General features: G+C 67.9%; 16 protein-coding genes and 2 pseudogenes. 9 read left to right on the forward strand and 9 right to left on the reverse strand.

Going from position 1 to position 22876, the window contains the following annotated elements:
* Window positions 1–83 precede the first annotated feature (83 nt).
* From AADZ78_RS11010 to AADZ78_RS11020, 3 genes are all read left to right on the forward strand, one after another.
* On the forward strand, window positions 84–1316 hold the full coding sequence (locus tag AADZ78_RS11010; RefSeq protein ID WP_085250119.1) for a PucR family transcriptional regulator: 1233 nt from the start codon (window positions 84–86) through the stop codon (window positions 1314–1316).
* Window positions 1317–2175: 859 nt separating this feature from the next.
* Window positions 2176–3924, forward strand: a complete 1749-nt coding sequence (locus AADZ78_RS11015) for a DUF3556 domain-containing protein (RefSeq protein WP_085250113.1) — start codon at window positions 2176–2178, stop codon at window positions 3922–3924.
* On the forward strand, window positions 3921–5372 hold the full coding sequence (locus AADZ78_RS11020; RefSeq protein ID WP_085250114.1) for a phytoene desaturase family protein: 1452 nt from the start codon (window positions 3921–3923) through the stop codon (window positions 5370–5372). The genes AADZ78_RS11015 and AADZ78_RS11020 overlap by 4 nt, the downstream gene beginning before the upstream one ends.
* Here the strand turns inward: AADZ78_RS11020 and AADZ78_RS11025 are convergent.
* Window positions 5325–8588 (reverse strand): hypothetical protein, encoded by a 3264-nt coding sequence (locus tag AADZ78_RS11025; protein ID WP_341343637.1) that lies wholly within the window; start codon window positions 8586–8588, stop codon window positions 5325–5327. The genes AADZ78_RS11020 and AADZ78_RS11025 overlap by 48 nt on opposite strands.
* Window positions 8589–8973: 385 nt before the next feature.
* Here AADZ78_RS11025 and gap point away from each other — a divergent pair, with 385 nt between their 5' ends.
* Genes gap through tpiA form a run of 3 tightly spaced genes read left to right on the forward strand, consistent with a single transcriptional unit; the run spans window position 8974 to window position 12028 of the window.
* Window positions 8974–9993 (forward strand): type I glyceraldehyde-3-phosphate dehydrogenase, encoded by a 1020-nt coding sequence (gene gap, locus AADZ78_RS11030; RefSeq protein WP_085252167.1) that lies wholly within the window; start codon window positions 8974–8976, stop codon window positions 9991–9993.
* Between the two features lie 2 nt (window positions 9994–9995).
* Complete coding sequence (locus AADZ78_RS11035) at window positions 9996–11246, forward strand: phosphoglycerate kinase (RefSeq protein WP_085252168.1); 1251 nt, start codon at window positions 9996–9998, stop codon at window positions 11244–11246.
* Complete coding sequence (gene tpiA / locus AADZ78_RS11040; RefSeq protein ID WP_085252169.1) at window positions 11243–12028, forward strand: triose-phosphate isomerase; 786 nt, start codon at window positions 11243–11245, stop codon at window positions 12026–12028. The genes AADZ78_RS11035 and tpiA overlap by 4 nt, the downstream gene beginning before the upstream one ends.
* Before the next feature lie 10 nt (window positions 12029–12038).
* Here the strand turns inward: tpiA and AADZ78_RS11045 are convergent, their stop codons facing one another.
* Both AADZ78_RS11045 and secG read right to left on the reverse strand, forming a co-directional pair.
* Window positions 12039–12584 carry an AAA family ATPase gene (locus AADZ78_RS11045; RefSeq protein WP_085252170.1) on the reverse strand — a complete coding sequence of 182 codons (546 nt, stop codon included), beginning with the start codon at window positions 12582–12584 and terminating at the stop codon, window positions 12039–12041.
* Window positions 12585–12657: 73 nt separating this feature from the next.
* A complete protein-coding gene (gene secG / locus AADZ78_RS11050; RefSeq protein WP_085252171.1) occupies window positions 12658–12891 on the reverse strand; it encodes a preprotein translocase subunit SecG in 234 nt (77 codons plus the stop codon).
* A 69-nt stretch (window positions 12892–12960) separates the two neighbouring features.
* Between secG and ppc the strand changes: the two genes are divergently transcribed.
* On the forward strand, window positions 12961–15792 hold the full coding sequence (ppc, locus tag AADZ78_RS11055; RefSeq protein ID WP_085252172.1) for a phosphoenolpyruvate carboxylase: 2832 nt from the start codon (window positions 12961–12963) through the stop codon (window positions 15790–15792).
* Window positions 15793–15805: 13 nt separating this feature from the next.
* Here the strand turns inward: ppc and AADZ78_RS11060 are convergent, their stop codons facing one another.
* Entirely contained in the window at window positions 15806–17518 is a 1713-nt protein-coding gene (locus tag AADZ78_RS11060; RefSeq protein ID WP_204903422.1) for a PE family protein, read from the reverse strand.
* A gap of 101 nt (window positions 17519–17619) precedes the next feature.
* Here AADZ78_RS11060 and AADZ78_RS29020 point away from each other — a divergent pair.
* Window positions 17620–17667, forward strand: a pseudogene (locus tag AADZ78_RS29020) (hypothetical protein); the annotation flags it as partial.
* 17 nt (window positions 17668–17684) lie between these two features.
* Window positions 17685–18086, forward strand: a pseudogene (locus AADZ78_RS11065) (molybdopterin oxidoreductase); the annotation flags it as partial.
* Here AADZ78_RS11065 and AADZ78_RS11070 read toward each other — a convergent pair.
* The 5 genes from AADZ78_RS11070 to tal are packed head-to-tail and all read right to left on the reverse strand — an operon-like array spanning window position 18083 to window position 22874.
* On the reverse strand, window positions 18083–18496 hold the full coding sequence (locus AADZ78_RS11070; protein ID WP_085252174.1) for an ATPase: 414 nt from the start codon (window positions 18494–18496) through the stop codon (window positions 18083–18085). The pseudogene AADZ78_RS11065 and the gene AADZ78_RS11070 sit on opposite strands and share 4 nt — an antisense overlap.
* 17 nt (window positions 18497–18513) lie before the next feature.
* Window positions 18514–19257: a 6-phosphogluconolactonase gene (gene pgl / locus AADZ78_RS11075; RefSeq protein ID WP_085252175.1), complete on the reverse strand. Its 744-nt coding sequence runs from the start codon at window positions 19255–19257 to the stop codon at window positions 18514–18516.
* Complete coding sequence (opcA, locus tag AADZ78_RS11080) at window positions 19254–20165, reverse strand: glucose-6-phosphate dehydrogenase assembly protein OpcA (RefSeq protein ID WP_085252225.1); 912 nt, start codon at window positions 20163–20165, stop codon at window positions 19254–19256. The genes pgl and opcA overlap by 4 nt, the downstream gene beginning before the upstream one ends.
* Window positions 20165–21706 carry a glucose-6-phosphate dehydrogenase gene (gene zwf, locus AADZ78_RS11085; RefSeq protein ID WP_085252176.1) on the reverse strand — a complete coding sequence of 514 codons (1542 nt, stop codon included), beginning with the start codon at window positions 21704–21706 and terminating at the stop codon, window positions 20165–20167. The genes opcA and zwf overlap by 1 nt, the downstream gene beginning before the upstream one ends.
* A gap of 49 nt (window positions 21707–21755) precedes the next feature.
* Entirely contained in the window at window positions 21756–22874 is a 1119-nt protein-coding gene (tal, locus tag AADZ78_RS11090) for a transaldolase (RefSeq protein ID WP_085252177.1), read from the reverse strand.
* Between the last annotated feature and the right edge of the window lie 2 nt (window positions 22875–22876).

Here is a 22876-nt window from a genome sequence, read left to right on the forward strand (position 1 = left end):
AGAAGGGACGGAAAGTGGCCCAAATCGGTATTGGGGTCGAAACTGGGGTCGGCGGCGGGCCCATTTCGGTGATCACCCGACAGATGAACATGCTCCGCGACGAGTTCATCCCTGAGCTGTTCGAATTGATGAAGGCGGAGATTCGCGGGCTGAATTACGACGGCCGGATGTTGGACCTGTGGAAGGCGAGTCTCACCGAGAGCTTCGACGCCGGCGTTGCTTTCCTGCAGCGCGGAATGCCCGATGATCACGTGCCGCAGGCCCCGGTGGCAGCGTTGATCTACGCCCGCGCGGCCGCGCAACGCGATGTTCCGTTGTCAGCCTTGGTTCGAGCGCACCGGATCGGCCATGCGCGGTTCTTGGAGGTGGCGATGGGGTTCGTATCGCTACTGGAGCCCGAACAGCGAGTGCCGACGATCAGCTTCCTGGTGAACCGCGCGAACCGCTTTATCGACGTAGTGGCCGACCAGCTGACCATTGCCTACGAGCAGGAGCACGATCGCTGGGTGCGCCGCCGCGGCGGCCTGGAACAACGGTGGGTCAGCGAGGTGCTCGCCGGTGGACCGGTTGACATTGAACGGGCCGAAAAGGCGTTGCGCTATCGGTTTGATGGTGTGCATCTCGCGGCCGTGTTGTCGGTGGATGCGGCGGTAGCCGCCCGAGACATCGTCGCGGTGTTCGATCAAGTGCGCTCCGTGGTGGCAACGGAGCTGGACGCGGTGGGGCGTACGTTGATGGTGCCAACCGACGAGCGCGAGGCTCGGCTGTGGTTTTCGGTCCGGATACCCCCCAAGGAACGGCCCCTCATCCGGTCGCGCGTGCGCACGGCGGTCAAGGCGGCAGGGATCCGGGCGCACCTGGCATTTGGTCGTGCGGAAGAAGGGGTGCGCGGGTTTCGGGCATCGCTGAAACTGGCCGAACGGGTGCAGGCGGTGGCCTTTGCCGGCGGGGACCGCCCAGGCTCTCGAGTCGTTTTCTACAGCGACCTCGCGCCACTGGCGTTGATGGCCAGCGACATGGATGAGCTGCGGCGCTTCGTCGCCGATGCGTTGGGCGCTCTGAGCGTTGACGACGAGCGCAGTCAGTGGCTGCGCGAGACACTGCGGGAGTTTTTGGCCCGAAACCGCAGTTATGTTGCCACGGCCGAGGCGATGACCCTGCACCGCAACACCATTCAGTACCGGGTGGCACAGGCGATGGAACTGTGTGGACAGAGTTTCGACGACCCAGACGCTGCGTTCAAGGTGCAGATTGCGTTGGAGGTCTGCCGGTGGATGGCCCCGGGGGTGCTATCCGCGGCTAAGCTGGGGGCTTAGCTCAACCGTGGATCCCGCTGAAGCATGTTGTGTGAGGTCCATTTCTCTTCCCCCAGTGGGGTTTTCGTTTCTTACGAGGCAAAGATTGCGGCGCGAATCCGGCAGACGCCGATCTCATAAGTATCCCCGGTTACCCGCGCTATGTGATGCGACCTTGGATGAACGCGACCCGAGCGCTGGTCGCGGACAAACGACTCGTTCGGTACGTTCGTGTTGCGCGCATAAAACCGATCTTGAGTTTCGTGGCGGGCGCATATGGCACCTTCCCGGTGCGGCGCGTTACCGTTGCCCCGTCAACACCCATATCCGCAGTTGAGAGAGACGCAATGGCCCTGGCCGCTCGGCCCACTTACCGTGGCGCACGCCATCCGCACACCCGGGCGCACACGCATCGGCACAACCGAAGGTGGCACGCGGAACAGCAGCAGGCTGAGTACTTTCTGGGGCTGCTCATGCAAAGCCGTCAACAGGCCAGCCAGCGGATAGACCACTATCGCAGTGCCATCGCCGGAGCTGAAGGCCGTGGCGACGACGAACGGGTCGCTCGCTTACGATGCCAGATGCAGGCTGATGAGCAGGAACGAATGGCTGTCGATGGGTTGATCGATAGCCTGCAGCGACGATTTCCCAGGCCCGATCCTGGCGAGGTTCTTCCGATCTCTCGGAGGGCGCGGCCTGTGGTCCGATAAGGACTGCAAGGAGTCTCGCGTGACGAGGGGTCGCGCAAGGCTGCCCGTTAGGTGCATGTCATGTCGATGACCCGCGCCCGCCGAGCCAACGTCGATAGACCACCCGACTTGTCGTTCCGAATAGATTGATACCGCCAGTTGGTTTCACCTCTATCGGGAATGAGGCCGCCATGGGATTCATGTCACCCGAACTTCCGGACGTTGACCGCGGCAGGTGGCCGACCCTGCCACGCGCAACGCGATTGCGAGTCGTGACCCGACACTGGGCCGAGCACGGCTTCGGTACGCCTTATGCGGTGTATCTGCTCTACCTGACCAAGATTGTCCTATACATCGCCGCTCCGGCCGCGATTATCTCGCTGACCCCCGGCCTGGGCGGGCTGAGTCACATCGGCGACTGGTGGACGCAACCGATCGTGTACCAGAAGGTCATCATCTTCACGCTGCTGTTCGAGATCCTGGGCCTTGGCTGCGGATCCGGACCGCTGACCGGGCGGTTTATGCCGCCGATCGGGGGAGCCCTTTATTGGTTGCGGCCCAATACAATTCGACTGCCGGCGTGGCCGGACAAGATCCCGTTCACCCGCGGCGACAACCGCACCATCGTGGACGTCGCCCTCTACGCCATCGTGTTGATCGCAGGTGTGTGGGCGCTGTTGTCACCCGGACATGGCGGCCCGGTGACCGCCGCCGGCGATGTCGGGTTGATCAACCCCGTCCTGGTGATCCCGACGATCGTCGCGCTGGCGCTGTTGGGTCTGCGTGACAAGACCATCTTCCTGGCCGCCCGCGGTGAACACTATTGGCTGAAGCTGCTCGTGTTCTTCTTCCCATTCACCGATCAGGTCGCGGCCTACAAGATCATCATGCTCTGCCTGTGGTGGGGGGCGGCGACCTCCAAGCTCAACCACCATTTCCCGTACGTCGTGGCGGTGATGACGAGCAACAACGCGCTGCTGCGGGCCAGGCTGTTCAACCCGATCAAGCACCTGCTCTACCGCGACCACGTCAACGACCTACGGCCCACCTGGCTACCCAAGGTCATGGCGCACGTAGGCGGCACCACGGCGGAATTCATCGTCCCCACGATCCTGGTGTTCGTCGCCGGCGATCAACCGTGGCGGTGGTTCCTGATCGGATTCATGGTGATATTCCACCTCAACATCCTGTCCAACCTCCCGATGGGAGTCCCGTTGGAGTGGAACGTGTTCTTCATCTTCTCGCTCTTCTATCTGTTCGGGCACTACGGCGCGATCCAGGCCGCCGATCTTCGGTCACCGCTGTTGCTCGCCATGGTGATCGCCGTGGTGGCCGTTGTGATCGCGGGAAACATTTTTCCCGAGAAGATTTCGTTCCTGCCCGCTATGCGCTACTACGCCGGCAACTGGGCCACCAGCGTGTGGTGCTTCCGCGCCGGTGCCGAGGACAAGATAGAGGCCACGATCGTGAAAAGCTCTGCGCTCGTTGTCAATCAGCTGGCCAAGCTTTACGACGCGGCGACCGCCGAAGTGATGGCCGACAAGGTCGCGGCGTTCCGGGCGATGCACACCCATGGCAGGGCGCTCAACGGCCTATTGCCGCGCGCGATCGATAACGAGGCGAACTACAAGGTGCGTGAAGGAGAAATCGTTGCCGGACCCCTGGTGGGATGGAACTTCGGCGAGGGTCATCTGCACAACGAGCAACTCCTGCAAGCGGTACAGCGGCGGTGCAACTTCGGCGAGGGCGACGTCCGAGTCATCATCCTTGAAGGCCAACCGATTCACGTCCAGAAGCAGTGGTACCGCATTGTCGACGCCAAGACGGGTTTGATCGAGGCGGGTTACGTCAACGTTGAGGACATGCTGTCGCGCCAGCCATGGCCGGAGCCCGGTGACGAGTTCCCGGTCCACGTGACGACTCAGCGCGCCGCGCGGTGACGAACGCGGTCGTCGTCGGCGGCGGGCCTAACGGCTTGGCCGCGGCCATCCACCTCGCCCGTCACGGCGTCGACGTCCAGGTGCTGGAGGCCAGCGACACGATCGGCGGGGGAGCGCGTTCGGGTGAGCTAACAGTGCCCGGAGTCATCCACGACCACTGCTCGGCGTTTCACCCGCTCGGCGTCGGTTCACCATTCTGGAAGGAGATCGACCTTCAAAGCTATGGGTTGACGTGGAAGTGGCCGGACATTGACTGCGCGCATCCGCTCGACGACGGCACCGCCGGATTGCTGTTTCACTCGATTGACCAGACGGTGGGCCGCATGGGCCCCGACGGCAAACGCTGGCGCCTCGCGTTCGGCGACCTTGCCGCTGGGTTCGACGAGCTGGCCGGCGATCTGCTGCGTCCGGTGCTCAACATTCCGCGGCATCCGATCCGGTTGGCCCGGTTCGCTCCGCGGGCGGTGTTGCCGGCCACCGCGATGGCGCGGTGGTTTCGCACCGAACAGGCACGCGCACTGTTCGGCGGGGCGGCCGCACACGTCTACACCCGGCTGGACCGGCCGCTGACCGCGTCACTTGGGTTGATGGTTCTGGCCAGCGGGCATCGGCACGGCTGGCCCGTCGCCCAGGGCGGATCGGGATCGATCACCCGGGCCCTGGCGGCCGCTTTGCAGGCGCACGGCGGAATCATCACCACCGGCATCGCCGTCATGAGCCGCCGGGACCTCCCCGACGCCGACATCGTCATGCTCGACCTCAGCCCCGCCGCAGTCCTGGCGCTCTACGGCGATGTCATGCCCGCACGGATCAAGCGGTCCTATCGGCGCTACCGCCAAGGATCGTCGGCTTTCAAGGTGGACTTCGCGATCGACGGCGACATCCCGTGGACGAATCCCGACTGCGGGCGTGCGGGCACGGTTCACCTCGGCGGGACGTTTGCCGAGATCGCGGACACCGAACGTCAACGCGCACAAGGGAAGATGGTGCAGCGTCCGTTCCTGCTCGTCGGGCAGCAGTACTTGGCCGACCCGTCGCGCTCCGCGGGCAACATCAACCCGATCTGGGCGTATGCGCATGTGCCGTTCGGGTACACCGGTGACGCGACCGCGGCCGTCACCGACCAGATAGAGCGGTTCGCCCCGGGGTTCCGCGATCGCATCATCGCAACCGTCAGCAAGTCCACCGACGAGCTACAGGATTACAACGGCAACTACATCGGTGGCGACATCATCGGCGGCGCCAACGACGGGCTGCAGGTCATCTTCCGGCCGCGGGTGGCCGTCGATCCCTATGCGATCGGTGTGCCAGGGGTCTACCTCTGTTCGCAGTCGGCGCCGCCGGGGGCCGGAATCCACGGATTGTGCGGCTACCACGCCGCCGACTCAGCGCTGCGGCGGTTACCAGTCGCCGCGTCGCGCAGGGGCCGGCGGGACCGGGGCGGTTAGCGGCACAGCGCCTAGATCGCCGTCCGGTAGTGACCATCCGGGATCCACGCAAACCATGTCCTGCGGTCCCGGGACGTGGGTCGTAGTGGCGGCCGCGCCGCCCGGGCCCGGACCCAGCGGCGGGGTGGTCACCAGTTGCGACGCACCGGATGCGATGCCAGGGATTGCCTGCGCAATCGGCGGCGGCAGGATGTCGCCAAAGGGCGAGCCGGGGCCCTCCAGCGGCGGCAGGAAGCCGAACGGGGACTCCGCCGCGGCGACGGTCCCGCCGCCCGGAAGCGGCTGGTTCGGCGGCGTGACGATGGTGGTGCCGCCGGCTGCCGCGCTGGGTGGGGCCGGGAGGGTCGGCGGGGTGGCTATCGGGACGGCGGCGGCCGCCGCCGCAGGAGGTGCCGGTGGGCCGGGTGGGGTGGCTACCGGCACGCCGGCGGCCACCGCAGCCGGAGGTGCGGGTGGACCGGGTGGAGTAGCTCCCGGGACGGCGACCGCCGCCGCCGCGGGTGGTGCCGGTGGGCCGGGTGGGGTGGCGCCGGCCGCGCCGGCGGCTGCCGCGGCGGGTGAGTTCGGCGGCCCTGGCGGGGTCGCTCCGGCCGCGGCGGCCCCGCCGCCACCCCCCGCACCACCACCACCACCTGCGCCGCCAGCCCCGGCACCCGCCCCGGCGCCTGGACCGGGCAGCGTGGTGCCGGCATCGGCAACTGCGGCGGCGGGTGGGCTCGGCGGCCCGGGTGGGGTACCGAGGCCGGACGCGTCAATAAGGGGTGCGGCCGGGGCAGGCGGTCCCGGCGGGGCGGCCTCGCCGGCGGGGACGGCAGCCGGCGCACCGGGGGCGGGTGGTCCTGGCGGAGTGGGCACGCCGCCGCCGGTGGCGGCCGCGCCATGTGGCACGGGCGGAGCGGGCGGTGTTGCTTCGGCGGCCGGGACGGCGCCCGCGGCGCCGGGAACCGGCGGCGCGGGCGGGGTGGCCTCACCGGCTGGCACTGCGCCTGCGGCCCCGGGAACGGGTGGCGCGGGCGGCGTGGCTTCCGCGGCGGCGACGGTGGCGGGCGCACCGGGCACGGGTGGTGTCGGCGCTGTGGGGACGGCGCCTCCGGCCGCAGCCGGGACACCCGGAACGGCCGGCACTGGCGGGGTGGCCTCACCGGCTGGCACGGCGGCGGCGCCTCCTGGGATGGGTGGTGTCGGCGGGGTGGCTGCACCGGCTCCGCCGGTGGCGGGGACACCGCTGACCGGCGGTCCCGGCGGAGTAGCGGTGCCGACAGCGCCGGCAGCCGGGGGAGTCGCGGCGGGCGGGCCCGGGGGAGTAGCGGCGGCTACGGTCTCGGCCGCCGGAGCACCCGGGACGGGTGGAGCTGGCGGTGTGGCGCCCCCGCCTCCGACGCCGACAGGGACGGCCGGGATCGGCGGGGTCGGCGGGATCAGCCCACCGCCTGCGCCACCGATCGGAATGGGCGGAGTCGCCGGGATCGGCGGGGTGGCCGCGCCGGCCCCGGTGCCCGTGGCGGCGGCCGGGGCGGGTGGGCCCGGTGGGGTGGCTGCGCCGGCTGGGACGGCGGCGGCGCCGGGTGGGACGGGGGGTCCGGGTGGGGTGGCGGCGCCCGCGGGGGCTCCGCCGGCGGTTGGCGGCGCGGGGGGTCCGGGTGGGGTGGCTGCGCCGGCTGGGACGGCGGCGGCGCCGGGTGGGACGGGGGGTCCGGGTGGGGTGGCGGCGCCCGCGGGGGCTCCGCCGGCGGTTGGCGGCGCGGGGGGTCCGGGTGGGGTGGCTGCGCCGGCTGGGACGGCGGCGGCGCCGGGTGGGACGGGGGGTCCGGGTGGGGTGGCGGCGCCCGCGGGGGCTCCGCCGGCGGTTGGCGGCGCGGGGGGTCCGGGTGGGGTGGCTGCGCCGGCTGGGACGGCGGCGGCGCCGGGTGGGACGGGGGGTCCGGGTGGGGTGGCGGCGCCCGCGGGGGCTCCGCCGGCGGTTGGCGGCACTGGGGGCCCTGGTGGGGTGGCTTCGCCGGCTGCCGCGCCGAGCGGTGCTGCCGGGCTCGGTGGTCCTGGAGGCGTGGCAGCACCCGCGCCGCCAGCTCCCGCACCGGGCGGGGTGGGTGGCCCTGGTGGGGTTGCCTCGCCGCCTGCCGCGCCGAGGTGAGTGCTGGTCTCGGGCGATCCGGGCCCGGTGCCCCCACCTTCACCAGCACCCGGGTGGGTGGGCGGAGAGAAGCGTTCTTCGCCCGCCGCGCCGGCGGCGGTGCCGGGGCTCGGCGGTCCGGGCGGCGTAGCGACGCCGGCGGCGTCAACGATCGGGGCGCCGGGGGTGGGTGGTCCGGGTGGGGTAGCGGCGGCTGCCGGAACTCCGGCCGCTGCGGGCGGGACGGGCGGTCCCGGCGGGGTGGCGGCGCCGACGGGCACGCCCGCCGCCGCGGGCGGGATAGGTGGTGCCGGCGGCGTAGCGCCGGCGACGGGGACTCCGGCGGCCGCCGGTGGCAGGGGTGGTCCGGGTGGGGTGGCTTCGGGAACTCCGCCGCCGATCAGGGTGCCGGGGACTGGTGGTGCGGGTGGGGTAGCGCCGGCGACGGGGACTCCGGCGGCCGCCGGTGGCAGGGGTGGTCCGGGTGGGGTGGCTTCGGGAACTCCGCCGCCGATCAGGGTGCCGGGGACTGGTGGTGCGGGTGGGGTAGCGCCGGCGACGGGGACTCCGCCGGCCGCCGGTGGCAGGGGTGGTCCGGGTGGGGTGGCTTCGGGAACTCCGCCGCCGATCAGGGTGCCGGGGACCGGTGGTGCCGGAGGAGTGGCTTCGGGGGCTCCGCCGCCGATCAGGGTGCCCGGCACGCCTGCCGCCGGTGGCGTCGCGGCCCCGCCTCCGCCGCCCAACGGCAGGCTGGGAAGACCAGGCAGCCCCGGAATGAGCGCGCCGCCCGCGCCGCCGAAGGGGATAAACGGGAGCCCCGGGAACCCCGGGAGGAGGCCACCACCCCCACCGCCGGCCGGCGCGCCGGCCGCTCCCGGGGCAGACGGCGATGACAAGCCGGTAAACGCGGAGACGGCGTCGCCCACCGGCCCCGCTATCGCGGCGGGCAGCACCGAAATCGGTGCCATGGCATTCAGGCAGGGTCCGGTCGCGTTCGCCGGAGGCGCCGGGTCGGCCGCCGCCGCGGGGGCCAGCGGCTGTAGGGCCCAGAAAAGGCCCAGCGTCGCGGCGACACCGCCCGTCAAGCGCTTCGTGGCCCGCGACATGCCCTTTCCTAGCTCTTTTGACACGCGCCGAATGTAGCGTCGGACCAATGCGTTGGCTGCAGCGACGAATACGGCGTTTATTGAACCGATACCAAGGAGACACGTTCCGGTTATCGCGCGCGTTTCGTCGCTGGCAATAATGTCGTCCGCGCCCGAAATGGCGTGTGTTATGGGCGGATAAGACTGTGCTGTGCGCCACATCGCGCCCGTTTGGCCACCCGGGCCGCCGCTCGTCACATACCGTCCGGTACGGAAGGGCATCACGGATGGTTAGCACATACGTCCGTCGGTGCCCTTCATCCATCTCTGCCCAGCCCGGCAACGGATTAGTGGACTCAACTAGGCTGACGGCGAGCACTTTTTCAGGCAGACAAGGGAGAGGCAAGTGACGGTCCGAGTAGGCATCAACGGTTTTGGTCGAATCGGACGCAACTTCTACCGGGCCTTATCGGCCCAGAAGGAGCAGGGCACCGCAGATGTCGAGGTGATCGCTGTCAACGACATCACCGACAACAGCACGCTGGCGCACCTGCTCAAATTCGACTCCATCCTGGGCCGGCTGCCCCACGACGTCAGCCTCGAAGGCGAAGACACCATCGTCGTGGGAACCGACAAGATCAAGGCCCTCGCGGTCCGGGAGGGCCCCGCCGCATTGCCATGGGGGGACCTCGGCGTCGACGTCGTCGTCGAATCCACCGGGCTGTTCACCAATGCGGCTAAGGCCAAGGGTCACCTGGACGCCGGCGCCAAAAAGGTGATCATCTCCGCGCCGGCCACCGACGAGGACATCACCATCGTGCTGGGGGTCAACGACGACAAGTACGACGGCAGCCAAAACATCATCTCCAACGCATCGTGCACCACGAACTGCCTTGCGCCGCTGGCCAAAGTGCTCGACGACGAGTTCGGCATCGTCAAGGGCCTGATGACCACCATCCACGCCTACACCCAGGATCAGAACCTTCAGGACGGACCGCACAAGGATCTGCGCCGGGCTCGCGCCGCGGCGCTGAACATCGTGCCGACCTCGACCGGCGCGGCCAAGGCCATCGGCCTAGTGATGCCCCAACTGAAGGGCAAACTCGACGGTTACGCCCTGCGGGTGCCCATTCCGACCGGCTCGGTCACCGACCTGACCGCCGACCTGTCCAAATCGGCCAGCGTCGAGGAGATCAATGCGGCGTTCAAGGCGGCCGCCGAGGGCAACCTCAAAGGCATCCTGAAGTACTACGACGCGCCGATCGTCTCCACCGACATCGTCACCGACCCGCACAGCTCGATCTTCGACTCCGGCCTGACCAAAGTGATCGACGACCAGGCGAAGGTGGTGTCCTGGTACGACAACGAGTGGGGTTACTCCAACCGCCTTGTTGACCTGGTCGCGCTGGTCGGCAAGTCCCTGTAGCCGTGGGCATCCCAACCCTAAAAGACCTTCTGGCCGAAGGTGTTTCGGGTCGCGGTGTGCTGGTGCGTTCCGATCTGAATGTCCCGCTCGACGACCACGGCTCCATTACCGACCCAGGCCGAATCATCGCGTCGGTACCGACGTTGAGGGCGCTGCTCGAGGCGGGTGCCAAGGTAGTGGTCACCGCCCACCTGGGCCGTCCCAAGGATGGGCCAGACCCCAAGCTGTCGTTGGCGCCGGTCGCTGCAGCGCTGGGTGAGCAGCTGGGCCGGCACGTGCAGTTGGCCGGCGATGTCGTTGGCACCGACGCACTGGCTCGAGCCGAGGGACTCACCGACGGCGACATCCTGCTGCTGGAGAACATCCGGTTCGACAAGCGCGAGACCAGCAAGGACGACGGTGAGCGCCTCGCCCTGGCGCAGAAACTTGCTGAATTAGTCTGGCCCGGAGGCGCTTTCGTCTCCGATGGGTTTGGCGTAGTGCATCGTAAGCAAGCCTCGGTGTATGACGTCGCCACCCTCTTGCCGCACTATGCCGGCACCCTGGTGGCCGACGAAATTCGGGTGCTGGAGCAGTTGACCAGCTCTACCGATCGGCCGTATGCGGTGGTGCTTGGGGGATCGAAGGTATCTGACAAACTAGGCGTCATCGAGTCGCTGGCGACGAAGGCCGACAGCATCGTGATCGGCGGCGGCATGTGCTTTACTTTCCTTGCCGCGCAGGGCTTTTCCGTCGGCACGTCGCTGCTGGAAAACGACATGGTCGAAACCTGCCGCAGGTTGATGGAGACCTACGAGGATGTGCTGCGGCTGCCCGTCGACATCGTGGTCACCGAAAAATTCGACGCCGATTCGCCGCCACAGATCGTGGAAGCCGGCGCCATCCCGAGCGACTTGATGGGTCTGGACATCGGCCCGGGATCGATCAAAAGGTTTACCACGCTGCTGTCTAACGCGAAGACGGTGTTCTGGAATGGCCCGATGGGTGTGTTCGAATTTCCTGCGTACGCGGCGGGCACCAGAGGGGTCGCCGAGGCGATCGTCACCGCGACCGGTAAGGGCGCCTTCAGCGTCGTCGGCGGCGGCGACTCGGCTGCCGCGGTGCGCGCTCTCGACATCTCGGAAGGCGCGTTCTCGCACATCTCCACCGGCGGCGGCGCGTCGCTGGAATACCTTGAGGGCAAAACGCTTCCCGGCATCGAGGTGCTTGGCGAGCCCCAGCCCGGTCAAGATAAAGGAGGCGGACACTCGTGAGCCGCAAGCCGCTGATCGCCGGCAACTGGAAGATGAACCTCAATCACTTCGAGGCGATCGCACTGGTGCAGAAGATCGCGTTCTCATTGCCGGACAAGTACTACGACAAGGTGGACGTCACGGTCATCCCCCCGTTCACCGACCTGCGCAGCGTGCAAACCCTGGTCGACGGCGACAAACTGCGGTTGACCTATGGGGCGCAGGACTTGTCGCCACACGACTCCGGTGCCTACACCGGTGACATCAGCGGGGTCTTCCTGGCCAAGTTGGGCTGCAGCTACGTCGTCGTCGGGCACTCCGAGCGGCGCACCTACCACAGCGAGGATGACGCGCTGGTCGCCGCCAAGGCCACCGCCGCTCTCCGGAACGGCCTGACCCCGATCGTCTGCATCGGTGAGCATCTCGATGTCCGTGAGGCGGGAAATCACGTGAGCCATAACGTCGAACAGTTGCGCGGCTCGCTGGCTGGATTGTCCGCCGAACAGATTGGTGCCGTCGTCATTGCGTACGAGCCGGTCTGGGCGATCGGCACCGGGAGGGTGGCCAGCGCCGCCGACGCCCAGGAGGTGTGTGCGGCGATCCGAAAAGAGTTGGGCTCGCTGGCCTCATCGGGGATCGCCGACACGGTGCGGGTGCTCTACGGCGGCTCGGTGAACGCCAAGAACGTCGGCGACCTCGTCGCGCAGGACGACATCGACGGCGGCCTGGTCGGTGGGGCGTCGCTCGACGGGGAGCAGTTCGCGACGCTGGCGGCGATCGCCGCCGGCGGTCCATTGCCGTAACGCCACGGCGTTAGGTAATGCGGTTCGAGATCGCGTCATGGACCGCTGTGATCCGGCTGTTCAGCTCGCCAGCGGGAATGTAGACGAGCTCGTAGCCGAACGCGCGATAGCTGTACTCGTGGATCTGCTCGAACTCCAGCGCGTCCCGGAAGCCGATCCGGCGGGCTGCGGTCGGCTCGCAATACCCCAGGTTTCGGACGAAGAAGACTTGCCGTTCGTATACGCGTTCGGCGGTGATTCGCTCGAGCTCCGCCGACAGCACAGGCGAGACGGGATGGCCCAGGTAGACGGCGAGTGCGTGGGTGCAGACCGGCGACCGGTCGAAGACCACGACACCGCTGCTCGGGTTGGCTGCGCGCTGCCGCTGACGCTGCACGGTGATGACTTCGTCGATGAAGGACGAGTCAGTCCAAGGAACCGGTTCGCCAAGCGACTGGCGATGAGCGACGACGTCGGTGGCCGCTTCGCCGACGACGGAATGTCCCAGCCGCGCTAGGCCTCGCAGGATGGACGTCTTACCCGCGCCCGGTGCGCCGGTGAGGATGTATCGGTGCACCAGTCCGCGTCAGAAACCGATCAGCGAGCCGTCGACGGAGATCTTGGGCCTGGCCGGCGGGAAGTACTGCACGTCACTTGTACTTGATCAGCAACGCCATACCGACGATGGACACCAGCCAGATTCCGGTGATGAATAGCGTCAACCGGTCCAGGTTTTTCTCCACAACGGTCGACCCGGACAAGCTGGACTGCACGCCGCCACCAAACAGCGTCGACAGGCCGCCACCCTTGGCGCGGTGCAGCAGCACCAGCAATACCACCAGCACACTGGTGACCACAAGGGTGATCTGCAGGGCCAACTCCATGACCGGCAGCCTACCGAACGTCGCACCGACGACAGGCGCCGGGCGAGCGAGTCGCCAATACTGGAACCCATGGTTGAGGCTTCCGATGCCGCACTGGAACCGATCGGCGACGTCCACCGGACCCGGCTTGGTCGTGAGGCAACCGAGCCGATGCGCGCCGACATCAGGTTGCTGGGCACCATCCTCGGCGACACCGTGCGCGAACAAAATGGCGAGGAGATATTCGACCTCGTCGAGCGGGCGCGCGTAGAGGCGTTCCGGGTGCGGCGCTCAGAGATCGATCGCGCCGAGATGTCGCGGATGTTCTCTGGCATCGACATCCACCAAGCGCTACCCGTCATCCGCGCGTTCACTCACTTCGCGCTGTTGGCCAACGTGGCCGAAGACATCCACCGGGAGCGGCGCCGCCGCATTCATGTCGCCGCCGGCGAGCCGCCGCAGGACTCCAGCCTGGCCGCAACGTACGTGAAACTTGATCTGGCGCAATTGGATTCGGCCACGGTCGCGGAAGCACTGCAAGGTGCCCTGGTTTCCCCGGTCATCACCGCTCACCCCACGGAGACCCGTCGGCGCACCGTTTTCGTCACTCAGCACCGAATCACCGAGTTGATGCGGCTGCACGCCGAGGGGCACACCGAGACCGACAGCGGCCGCAGCATCGAACTCGAGTTGCGCCGTCAGGTGCTCACCCTGTGGCAAACCGCGTTGATCCGGCTCGCTCGACTGCAGATCAGCGACGAGATCGCGGTCGGGCTGCGGTTGTACCCGTCGGCGTTCTTCGAGGTGATCCCGCAGGTCAACGCGGAGGTCCGGGAAGCGTTGCGGGCCCGCTGGCCCGACGCCGATCTGCTGTCCGATCCCATCTTGCAGCCGGGTTCTTGGATCGGTGGCGACCGCGACGGAAACCCGAACGTGACCGGCGACGTGGTGCGGCTGGCCACCGGCGGCGCCGCGTTCACCGCGCTGTCGCACTACCTGGCCGAACTCGACCACCTCGAGCAGGAGTTGTCGATGTCGTCGCGTCTGCTCACCGTTACGCCCGAGCTGGCCGCACTGGCCGACGGTTGCCGTGACCAGGCCCGCGCCGACGAGCCGTACCGGCGGGCGCTACGGGTGGTCCGAGCCCGCCTCACCGCGACGGCCGTTGAAATCCTGGACCAGCAACCCCAACACCTGCTCGACCTGGGATTGCCGCGGTATGCCACGCCGGCGGAGTTGCGGGCCGATCTCGACACCATTGATGTGTCGCTGCGGACGCATGGCAGTGCGCTGTTGGCCGACGATCGCCTGGCCCTGTTGCGTGAAGGCGTGCACGTCTTCGGCTTTCACTTGTGCGGCCTGGACCTGCGGCAAAACTCGGACGTGCACGAGGAGGTGGTGGGCGAGCTGCTGGCGTGGGCGGGTGTGCACCCGGATTACCGGTCGTTGGGCGAAGACGAGCGGGTCACGTTGTTGGTTGCCGAGCTGGGCACCCGCCGTCCGCTGGTTGGTGACCGGGCGCTGGGGGTACCTCCCGCTTGCGGGGGCTTGTCCGACCTGGCGCGTAGCGAGTTGGATATCGTCGCGGCCGCCACCCATGCGGTCGAGACCTACGGGCCTGCCGCGGTGCCTAACTACGTCGTCTCGATGTGCCGTTCGGTATCAGACGTGTTGGAGGCGGCCATCCTGCTCAAGGAGGCCGGCCTGCTGGACGCCTCCGGGACCGAACCGTACTGCCCAGTGGGTATCTCGCCATTGTTCGAGACGATCGATGATCTGCACAATGGGGCGACGATCCTGCAAACGATGCTGGACCTTCCGCTCTACCGAGCCCTGGTAGTGGCCCAGGGCGGATCCCAGGAGGTGATGCTCGGCTACTCGGACTCCAACAAGGACGGCGGATATTTGGCCGCCAATTGGGCGGTCTACCGCGCCGAGCTCGCGCTGGCCGAAGCGGCCCGCAAGGCCGGAATTCGGTTGCGGCTCTTCCACGGTCGCGGCGGCACCGTCGGCCGCGGTGGCGGTCCCAGCTACCAGGCCATCCTGGCCCAGCCGCCGGGAGCGGTGAATGGCTCATTGCGGCTTACCGAGCAGGGCGAGGTGATCGCGGCCAAATACGCCGAACCCCAAATAGCCCGTCGCAATCTGGAGAGCCTGCTGGCAGCCACCCTGGAGTCGACGCTGTTGGATGTCGAGGGACTTGGTGACGCGGCCGGGCCGGCCTATGCCGTTCTCGACGAGGTGGCTGCCATGGCGCACCGGGCGTACGCCGAACTTGTCCATGAGACACCGGGTTTCGTCGAGTACTTCAAGGCCTCGACGCCGGTCAGCGAGATCGGGTCGCTGAACATTGGTAGCCGGCCGGCATCGCGGAAGCCGACCCAGTCGATCGCGGATCTGCGTGCCATCCCGTGGGTGCTGGCCTGGAGCCAGTCGCGGGTGATGCTTCCCGGCTGGTATGGCACCGGCTCGGCATTCGAGCAGTGGATCGGGGCCGGTCCCGAAAGTGAAAGCGAGAGAGTGGAAGTCCTGCACGACCTGTATCAGCGGTGGCCGTTTTTCCGTAGCGTGCTGTCGAACATGGCGCAGGTGCTGGCCAAGAGCGATCTGGGCCTGGCGGCCCGCTACTCCGAGTTGGTCGCCGATGAATCGTTGCGGCGTAGGGTGTTTGACAAGATCGTCGACGAGCATCACCGAACGATCGCCATGTACAAACGCATCACCGGTGACAACGATCTACTGGCCGACAACCCGGCGCTGGCGCGCTCGGTGTTCAACCGCTTCCCGTATCTGGAGCCCCTGAACCACCTGCAGGTGGAGTTGTTGCGCCGCTACCGCTGCGGTGAGGACAACGAATTCGTGCAGCGTGGGATTCTGCTGACAATGAATGGGCTGGCCAGCGCGCTGCGAAACAGCGGGTAGTCGGCCCGGGCGGTCATCCGTGCTTTCCTTTGGCGCCATCGGCGCCGCCGATCCCGTCCGGGACGCCGGGTCCGCCGGGTCCGCCGGTGCCACCGTCGCCGCCGAAGCCGGGGATGCCGTCTCGGCTGGGCCCGCCGTCGCCGCCGTTGCCGCCGGTGCCGCCGGGTCCGCCGGCGGCGGCGCCGCCGCCCCCGCCTGCCCCACCCGCGGCGCCGTTGCCGCCGGTGCCGCCGTTGCCGGCTTGGCCGTTGCCATTAGGGCTTTCGATAAAGCCACCCGTGCCGCCGGTGCCGCCGTTGCCGCCGGCACCGCCGGCGCCGGAGCTGCTGCCGCCGGCGCCGGATGTGCCGCCGGCGCCGCCGACCCCGCCGGTGCCGCCGTTGCCGCCATTGCCGCTGGTCTCTGTGCTGCCGCCGCCGGTGCCGCCGTTGCCGCCAGTGCCGCCGTTGCCGCCGGCGCCGGCGCTGCTGCCGCTGGTGCTGGATGGGCCCCCGGTGCCGCCGGCTCCGCCGGTGCCGCCGTCACCGCCGACGCCGCCGGTCCCTGGGGCGAAGGCGCCGTCGCCGCCTTGGCCAGCGTCGCCGCCGTTGCCGCCGTTGCCGCCGGCGCCAGAGACCTGGCCGCCGGCCCCACCCGTACCTCCGGTCCCGCCGTTGCCGCCGATGCCGCCCGCGCTGCTAACACCGTCTGAGCCGGCACCGCCGTCGCCGCCGTTCCCGCCCGTCCCGCCGATCCCGCCGGTGCCCCACTTCCCGGCAGCACCGCCGGTACCACCGCCGCCGCCGTTACCGCCAGAGCCGCCGGGCTGGGAGCCGACGGCGTCGCCGCCCTGGCCAGCGTTGCCGCCGTTGCCGCCGTTGCCGCCGGCGCCAGAGACCTGGCCGCCGGCCCCACCCGTACCTCCGGTCCCGCCGTTGCCGCCGATGCCAGAACTGTCTGCGCCGGCACCGCCGGCGCCGCCGTCCCCGCCGGTCCCGCCGGTACCCCACTTCCCGGCAGCACCGCCGGCACCACCGCTGCCGCCGTTACCGCCAGGGCCGCCGGGCTGGGGGCCGAAGCTGGTACCGCTAGCGCCGGCACCGCCGTTGCCGCCGTTGCCGCCGTTGCCGATCAGCCAGCCGCCGGCACCACCGGTGCCGCCGGCCCCACCCGCCGCCCCGGTCTCGGCCGCCGGGCTGTAGCCGGCGCCGCCGGCCCCGCCGTTGCCGAGCATCCCGGCACTGCCCCCGTTGCCGCCGTTGGGGTGGGCGGCGTCGCCGGCCCCGCCGTTCCCGCCGTTGCCCAACAGCAACCCGCCGTCCCCGCCGTTTTGGCCGGGCAGCCCGTCGGCTCCGTTGCCGACAAGCGGGCGCCCCAGCAGAATCTGCGTGGGCGCGTTGATCACCGACAGCACCTGTTGCTGGAGGGCTTGCAGTGGAGGTTCGAGGGCCTGCAGTGGCGAGGCGTTGGCCGCCTCGGCGGCCGCGTACGAGCCCGCGCTCGCGGTTAAGGCCTCCACGAACTGCTGGTGAAACCCGGCCACCTGGGCGCTGAGCGCCTGATAGTCGCGGGCGTAGCCAGAAAACAGCGACGCGATGGCCGCCGACACCTCATCGGCACCGGCGGCCAGCACACCGCTGGTCGGGGCCGCTGCGGCTCGATTGGCCGCGCTAAGCGACGAACCGATGCGCGCCACATCCGCCGCCGCCGTCGTCAACATCTCCGGGATTACGTTCACAATCGACATCGCTGCAGAGTAAGACTTGTTGCCCGTCGCAGGGGCCGGAATCGCGAAAAAAATGAATTTGGATTCAGTCAGTTGCGACGTGGCCTCACTAAACTGCGGAAATGGCGCAGACGCACATCTCGACAACGCACTGGGGTGCGTTTAGCGCGCGGGTGGACGACGGTGATATCCGACCTGGTACGAACCGAAAGAGTGCCTCGGTGGTCCACGGGCCGGGTTGTACCCGCTGCACCTGATCGCCAACCAACCTCGGACTCGGCTACACAGCCAACTCGACCACGTTCAACAATCGCGGCGCCTGCCTGGCGGGCGTTGTCGTCGACGACGGTCTTCGACCACACGTGGTGCAGCTGTCCACCGGGGCGTGGTTCGACCCGGCCGACGCGTCGGATCCGGGTTCGATGGGTGTGCACGGCAATCCCAATGCGTGAGCAACGATTCCGGCACGTCGTCCCTGGCGCACGGCAGCACCGGTCAACACTGGCTTAGCGCCGAACGTCGACTTGTTGCGCTCGAAACGCCGCAGTGGACCCAACAACTCGACGTTCGTACGAGGCGTCCGTGCTAGTGGACGGTCCGATTCCGCAACCGGTCCAGTACGCCGCGTACCGCGTGCTCGGTGACCGACAGCGGCGACATCACCGTCTCACCAACGCTCACGATGTAATCAATGCGTTCGACAATCGCCTCCACCGGCTCCACCAGCACGGTGAGCCGCTTGGCGAGATCGTCCAGGCTGTGCAGCGTGCCCTCCAGATGATCCAGGCCGCCCTCCAGGCGTTCCACCGTGGAGTTGAGGGCCGACAGTGAACTGTTGAGCTCGACCATGGTTTTGCCCAGGCCGTCGAGGACGTCTTCGACCTGCTCCACCGTCCTATCGGCGTTGAGCGCTGCCTGGGTGAGGGTCTTCATCCGGCTGCGCACGGGTGTGCTGCGCACGGGTGTGCTGCGCACGGTCTTGTCTGCCATGACGGCCATTATGACCCTGCCCGGCGTTAGTGAGGAAGCCTGGCCGCGGCGTCCTCGTCCAGCAGCCAGAGCGTGGTCTCGCGCCCGATGGCGCCGGCGGCCGGCACAGAAACCGGATCGGCGCCGCCGACGGCCTCAGCGACCGCGTCGGCCTTGCCCGCTCCGGACACCATCAGCCAGACCTCGCGGGAACGCTGAATCGCGGGCAATGTCAAGGTGATTCGTTGCGGTGGCGGTTTCGGGGAGGCGTCGACCGCGACCACCATACGGGCGGTTTCACGCACCGCGGGGGTATCCGGAAACAGCGAGTTGATGTGGCCCTCAGGCCCCATTCCCAGCAAGTGGACATCAAAATTCGGAACCCGCCCATCGGATGCGGCGTATGCGGCCAGCACCTGCTCGTACGCCAATGCCGCGGCATCCAGATCGGTGCCGAAATCCCCGTCGCTGGCGGCCATGGGGTGCACTTGACTCGCCGGGATGTCGACGTGATCCAGCAATGCCGCGCGCGCCTGTTTGTCGTTGCGCTCGTCGTCGTCTTCGGGAACGTAACGCTCGTCGCCCCAGAACAAATGGACCTTAGACCAGTCGATCTGGGCACCGCGGGTGCCGAGGTATCGCAGCAGTGCGCTGCCGTTGCCGCCGCCGGTCAGCACGATCAGCGCCTGCCCTCGCGCGCCCACCGCGGACCGGATTGTGTCGATCAGGCGGTTACCGGCGGCCTCGACCAGCGCGCCGCCGTCTGGAAAGACGGAGATCTCGATACTCACACGTACTGCACTTTCTTGATGCCTTCGAGGGCGGCGTAATAGATCTCGTCGGGGTCCAGCCGGCGCAGGTCTTCGGCCAAGCACTCGCCAGTTACCCTGCGCGCCAACGGAACCAGGGCATCCGGCTTGGCAGTGCGGCTCAAGGTGGCAGTCACCCCCTCCTGGGGCCGGCTGAGCACGATCGTCTCGCTGTTGCGCACCAGCTCGACCTTCAGGTCGCCCACCGCGCGCCGCACCGGACCGTCGATGCGGCTGGCCAGCCATCCGGCCAGGATATCGAGCGCCGGCTCGGTCTTCAGGCCGGAGATCAGCGCCGAGTCGATTGGTTCGTGCGGCGGCTGGTCGATGGCGGAGGTCAGCAGGGCACGCCAGTAGGTGATGCGGGCCCAGGCCAGGTCGGTGTCTCCAGCGGTGTATCCGGGCAGTCGGCTCTTGATGGCCGACAGCGGGTCGACACCGTTGGTGGCGTCGGTGATGCGCCGAATTGCTAACTTGCCCAACGGATCTTGGGCCGGAACCGCGGGAGCGATGTCGGGCCACCACGCCACCACCGGGATGTCGGGAAGCAGGAAGGGGATGACGACGCTGTCGGCGTGACCGGCGAGCGGTCCGGACAGCCGCAGCACGACAACCTCGCCGGCGCCCGCGTCAGCGCCCACGCGCAACTGTGCGTCCAGCCTTGGTTCGTCGGCGTACGGATTGCCCCTCATCGTGACGATGGTCCGGCTGGGATGCTCGTGGCTGGCACCGTTGGCCGCTTCGATGGATTCTTCGAGCACGGCGTCGCTGTCCGGTGCGATGATCAGGGTCAGCACCCGCCCCATGGTGACGGCGCCGATCCTTTCCCGCAGCTCGTCGAGCTTCTTGTTGACCGCGGTGGTCGTGGTGTCGGGCAAATCGACGATCATTATGGCCGCCGCCATTCCCGGCCGGTGCGGCGCAGCATTTCGAAGGCCGACTCCGGACCCCAGGTGCCCGCCTCATAGGGGTCGGGCTTGCCACTTGCTGCCCAGTTGTCCAGGACGGGATCGAGTATTTCCCAAGCCAATTCGACCTCCGCGTTGACCGGAAACAGGGACGGCTCGCCGAGTAGGACGTCGAGAATCAGCCGTTCGTAGGCCTCTGGCGAATCCTCGGCGAACGCTGAGCCGTAGGAGAAGTCCATGTTGACATCGCGAACTTCCATCGCGCTGCCGGGAACCTTGGAACCGAACCGCAGGGTCATTCCCTCGTCCGGCTGCACGCGGATGACGAGTGCGTTCGTGCCGAGCTCGTCGGTCATGGTGGCGTCGAACGGCAGATGCGGCGCGCGCTTGAAGACCAGCGCGATCTCGGTCACCCTGCGGCCCAACCGCTTTCCGGTTCGCAGGTAGAATGGCACACCGGCCCAGCGGCGGGTGTCGACCTCCAAGGTGATGGCGGCGAAAGTCTCGGTGGTGGACTCCCGGGAGAAGCCCTCCTCATCGAGCAACCCCACCACTTTCTCGCCGCCCTGCCAGCCCGCGGCGTATTGGCCGCGGCTGGTGGTCTCGTCGAGCGGCTCGGCGAGCTGTGTCGCCGACAACACCTTGATCTTCTCGGTCTGCAACGCAAAAGGGTTGAAGCTGACCGGCTCTTCCATCGCGGTCAGGGCCAGCAGTTGCATGAGATGGTTCTGGATGACGTCGCGGGCCGCGCCGATGCCGTCGTAGTAGCCGCCCCGGCCACCCAACCCGATGTCCTCGGCCATGGTGATCTGCACATGGTCGACGTAGTGCGCGTTCCAGATCGGATCCCAAAACTGATTGGCGAAGCGCAGCGCCAGGATGTTCTGCACCGTCTCTTTGCCCAGGTAGTGGTCGATGCGAAAAACCGATTCCTCCGGGAAGACCGCATTGACCGCCTTGTTCAGCTCGCGTGCGCTGTCCAGATCATGGCCGAAGGGCTTCTCGATGACTACCCGGCTCCACCGGTCGCCCTGTGGTCGGGCCAGTCCCGACTTGTGCAGCTGTGCACACACCACCGGAAAGGATTTGGGCGGGATCGCCAGGTAGAAGGCGTGGTTGCCACCAGTGCCGCGTTCGGCGTCCAGCTTTTCCAACGTCTCGGCGAGCCGGGCAAACGCCTTGTCGTCGTCGAAAGAGCCTGGCACGAAACGAAATCCCTCGGCCAGCCGATCCCAGTTTTCCTGCCGGAACGGTGTCCGGCAGTGCTCCTTGACGGCCTCGTACACCACCTTGCCGAAGTCCTGGGTGTCCCAGTCCCGGCGGGCGAACCCCACCAGGGCGAAGGTGGGCGGCAGCAGGCCGCGGTTGGCCAGGTCATAAATGGCCGGCATCACCTTCTTGCGGGCCAAATCTCCGGTGACACCGAAAATCACCATGCCGCACGAGCCGGCGATTCTGGGCAGTCGCTTGTCCAGCTTGTCCCGTAGCGGGTTTTGCCACCCGGCGGCTTTGACGGGGCTCATTTGCGCCACTCCTCCCCATCGCTGCGCTCTGCATCGTCGCCGGCGCGGCTCATTTGGTGGCGGAGTCGAGCTGCGCGTGGGTTTCCTTGAGCAGCTCGTTCCAGGACGCCTCAAATTTCTCCACGCCCTCGTTCTCGAGCACGACGAACACGTCCGGCAAGTCGATGCCGACCGCCGCCAGCTTGTCGAACACCTGCTGCGCGTCCGACGCCGCGCCGCTTACCGTATCGCCGGTGATCACACCGTGGTCGGCGACGGCGTCAATCGTCTTCTCCGGCATGGTATTCACGGTGTTCGGGGCGACCAACTCGGTGACATACAGGGTGTCGGAGTAGTCCGGATTCTTGACGCCGGTCGACGCCCACAATGGTCGCTGGACCCGGGCTCTGTCGGCCTTGAGCGCCTGGTAGCGCTCGCCGCCGTCGAAGACCTCCTGGTAGGCGGCGTAGGCCAGCCGGGCGTTAGCGACGCCGGCCAGGCCGCGCAACGCGAGCGCGTCGGCCGAGCCGATCTTTTCCAGCCGCTTGTCGATCTCGGTGTCCACTCGGGAGACGAAAAACGACGCCACCGAATGGATCTTGGACAGATCGTGGCCGGCTTCGCGGGCCTTCTCCAAGCCTGCGAGGTAGGCATCCATCACCGCGCGGTGCCGTTCGACGGAGAAGATCAGCGTGACGTTGACCGAAATCCCTTCCGCCAGAACGGCGGTGATGGCCGGCAGGCCGGCCTTGGTGGCCGGGATCTTGATGAACAGGTTGGGTCGGTCGACGATCTTCCACAGCTCGATCGCCTGCTGGATGGTCTTGTCGGTTTCGTGTGCCAGTCGCGGGTCGACCTCAATCGATACCCGGCCGTCGACACCGTCGGAAGCTTCCCACTGACGCGCCAGCACGTCGCACGCGTCGCGCACGTCGTCGGTGGTGACGGTACGGACGGTGGCGTCAACATCGGCACCCCGCTCGGCCAGTTCGGCCACCTGGGCGTCGTAGGCATGGCCCTCCGACAACGCCTTCTGGAAGATCGACGGGTTGGTGGTCACGCCGACGACGCTCTTGGTCTCAATCAGCTCCCGCAGGTTGCCCGACCGCAGCCGGTCGCGCGACAAGTCGTCCAGCCATACCGATACCCCCGCGGCGCTCAACGCGGCAAGGTTGGCGTTCTGGGTCATCT

Source organism: Mycobacterium riyadhense (genome assembly GCF_963853645.1).
Classification (GTDB): Bacteria; Actinomycetota; Actinomycetes; order Mycobacteriales; family Mycobacteriaceae; genus Mycobacterium; species Mycobacterium riyadhense.

Bases quoted from the DNA above. Each gene is read 5' to 3' on its own strand.
- AADZ78_RS11010 (WP_085250119.1), top strand. From the start codon at position 84: ATGAACATGCTCCGCGACGAGTTCATCCCTGAGCTGTTCGAATTGATG.
- AADZ78_RS11015 (WP_085250113.1), top strand. From the start codon at position 2,176: ATGGGATTCATGTCACCCGAACTTCCGGACGTTGACCGCGGCAGGTGG.
- AADZ78_RS11025 (WP_341343637.1), bottom strand. From the start codon at position 8,588: ATGTCGCGGGCCACGAAGCGCTTGACGGGCGGTGTCGCCGCGACGCTG.
- secG (WP_085252171.1), bottom strand. From the start codon at position 12,891: ATGGAGTTGGCCCTGCAGATCACCCTTGTGGTCACCAGTGTGCTGGTG.
- ppc (WP_085252172.1), top strand. From the start codon at position 12,961: ATGGTTGAGGCTTCCGATGCCGCACTGGAACCGATCGGCGACGTCCAC.
- AADZ78_RS11060 (WP_204903422.1), bottom strand. From the start codon at position 17,518: ATGTCGATTGTGAACGTAATCCCGGAGATGTTGACGACGGCGGCGGCG.
- AADZ78_RS11070 (WP_085252174.1), bottom strand. From the start codon at position 18,496: ATGGCCGTCATGGCAGACAAGACCGTGCGCAGCACACCCGTGCGCAGC.
- opcA (WP_085252225.1), bottom strand. From the start codon at position 20,165: ATGATCGTCGATTTGCCCGACACCACGACCACCGCGGTCAACAAGAAG.
- zwf (WP_085252176.1), bottom strand. From the start codon at position 21,706: ATGAGCCCCGTCAAAGCCGCCGGGTGGCAAAACCCGCTACGGGACAAG.
- tal (WP_085252177.1), bottom strand. From the start codon at position 22,874: ATGACCCAGAACGCCAACCTTGCCGCGTTGAGCGCCGCGGGGGTATCG.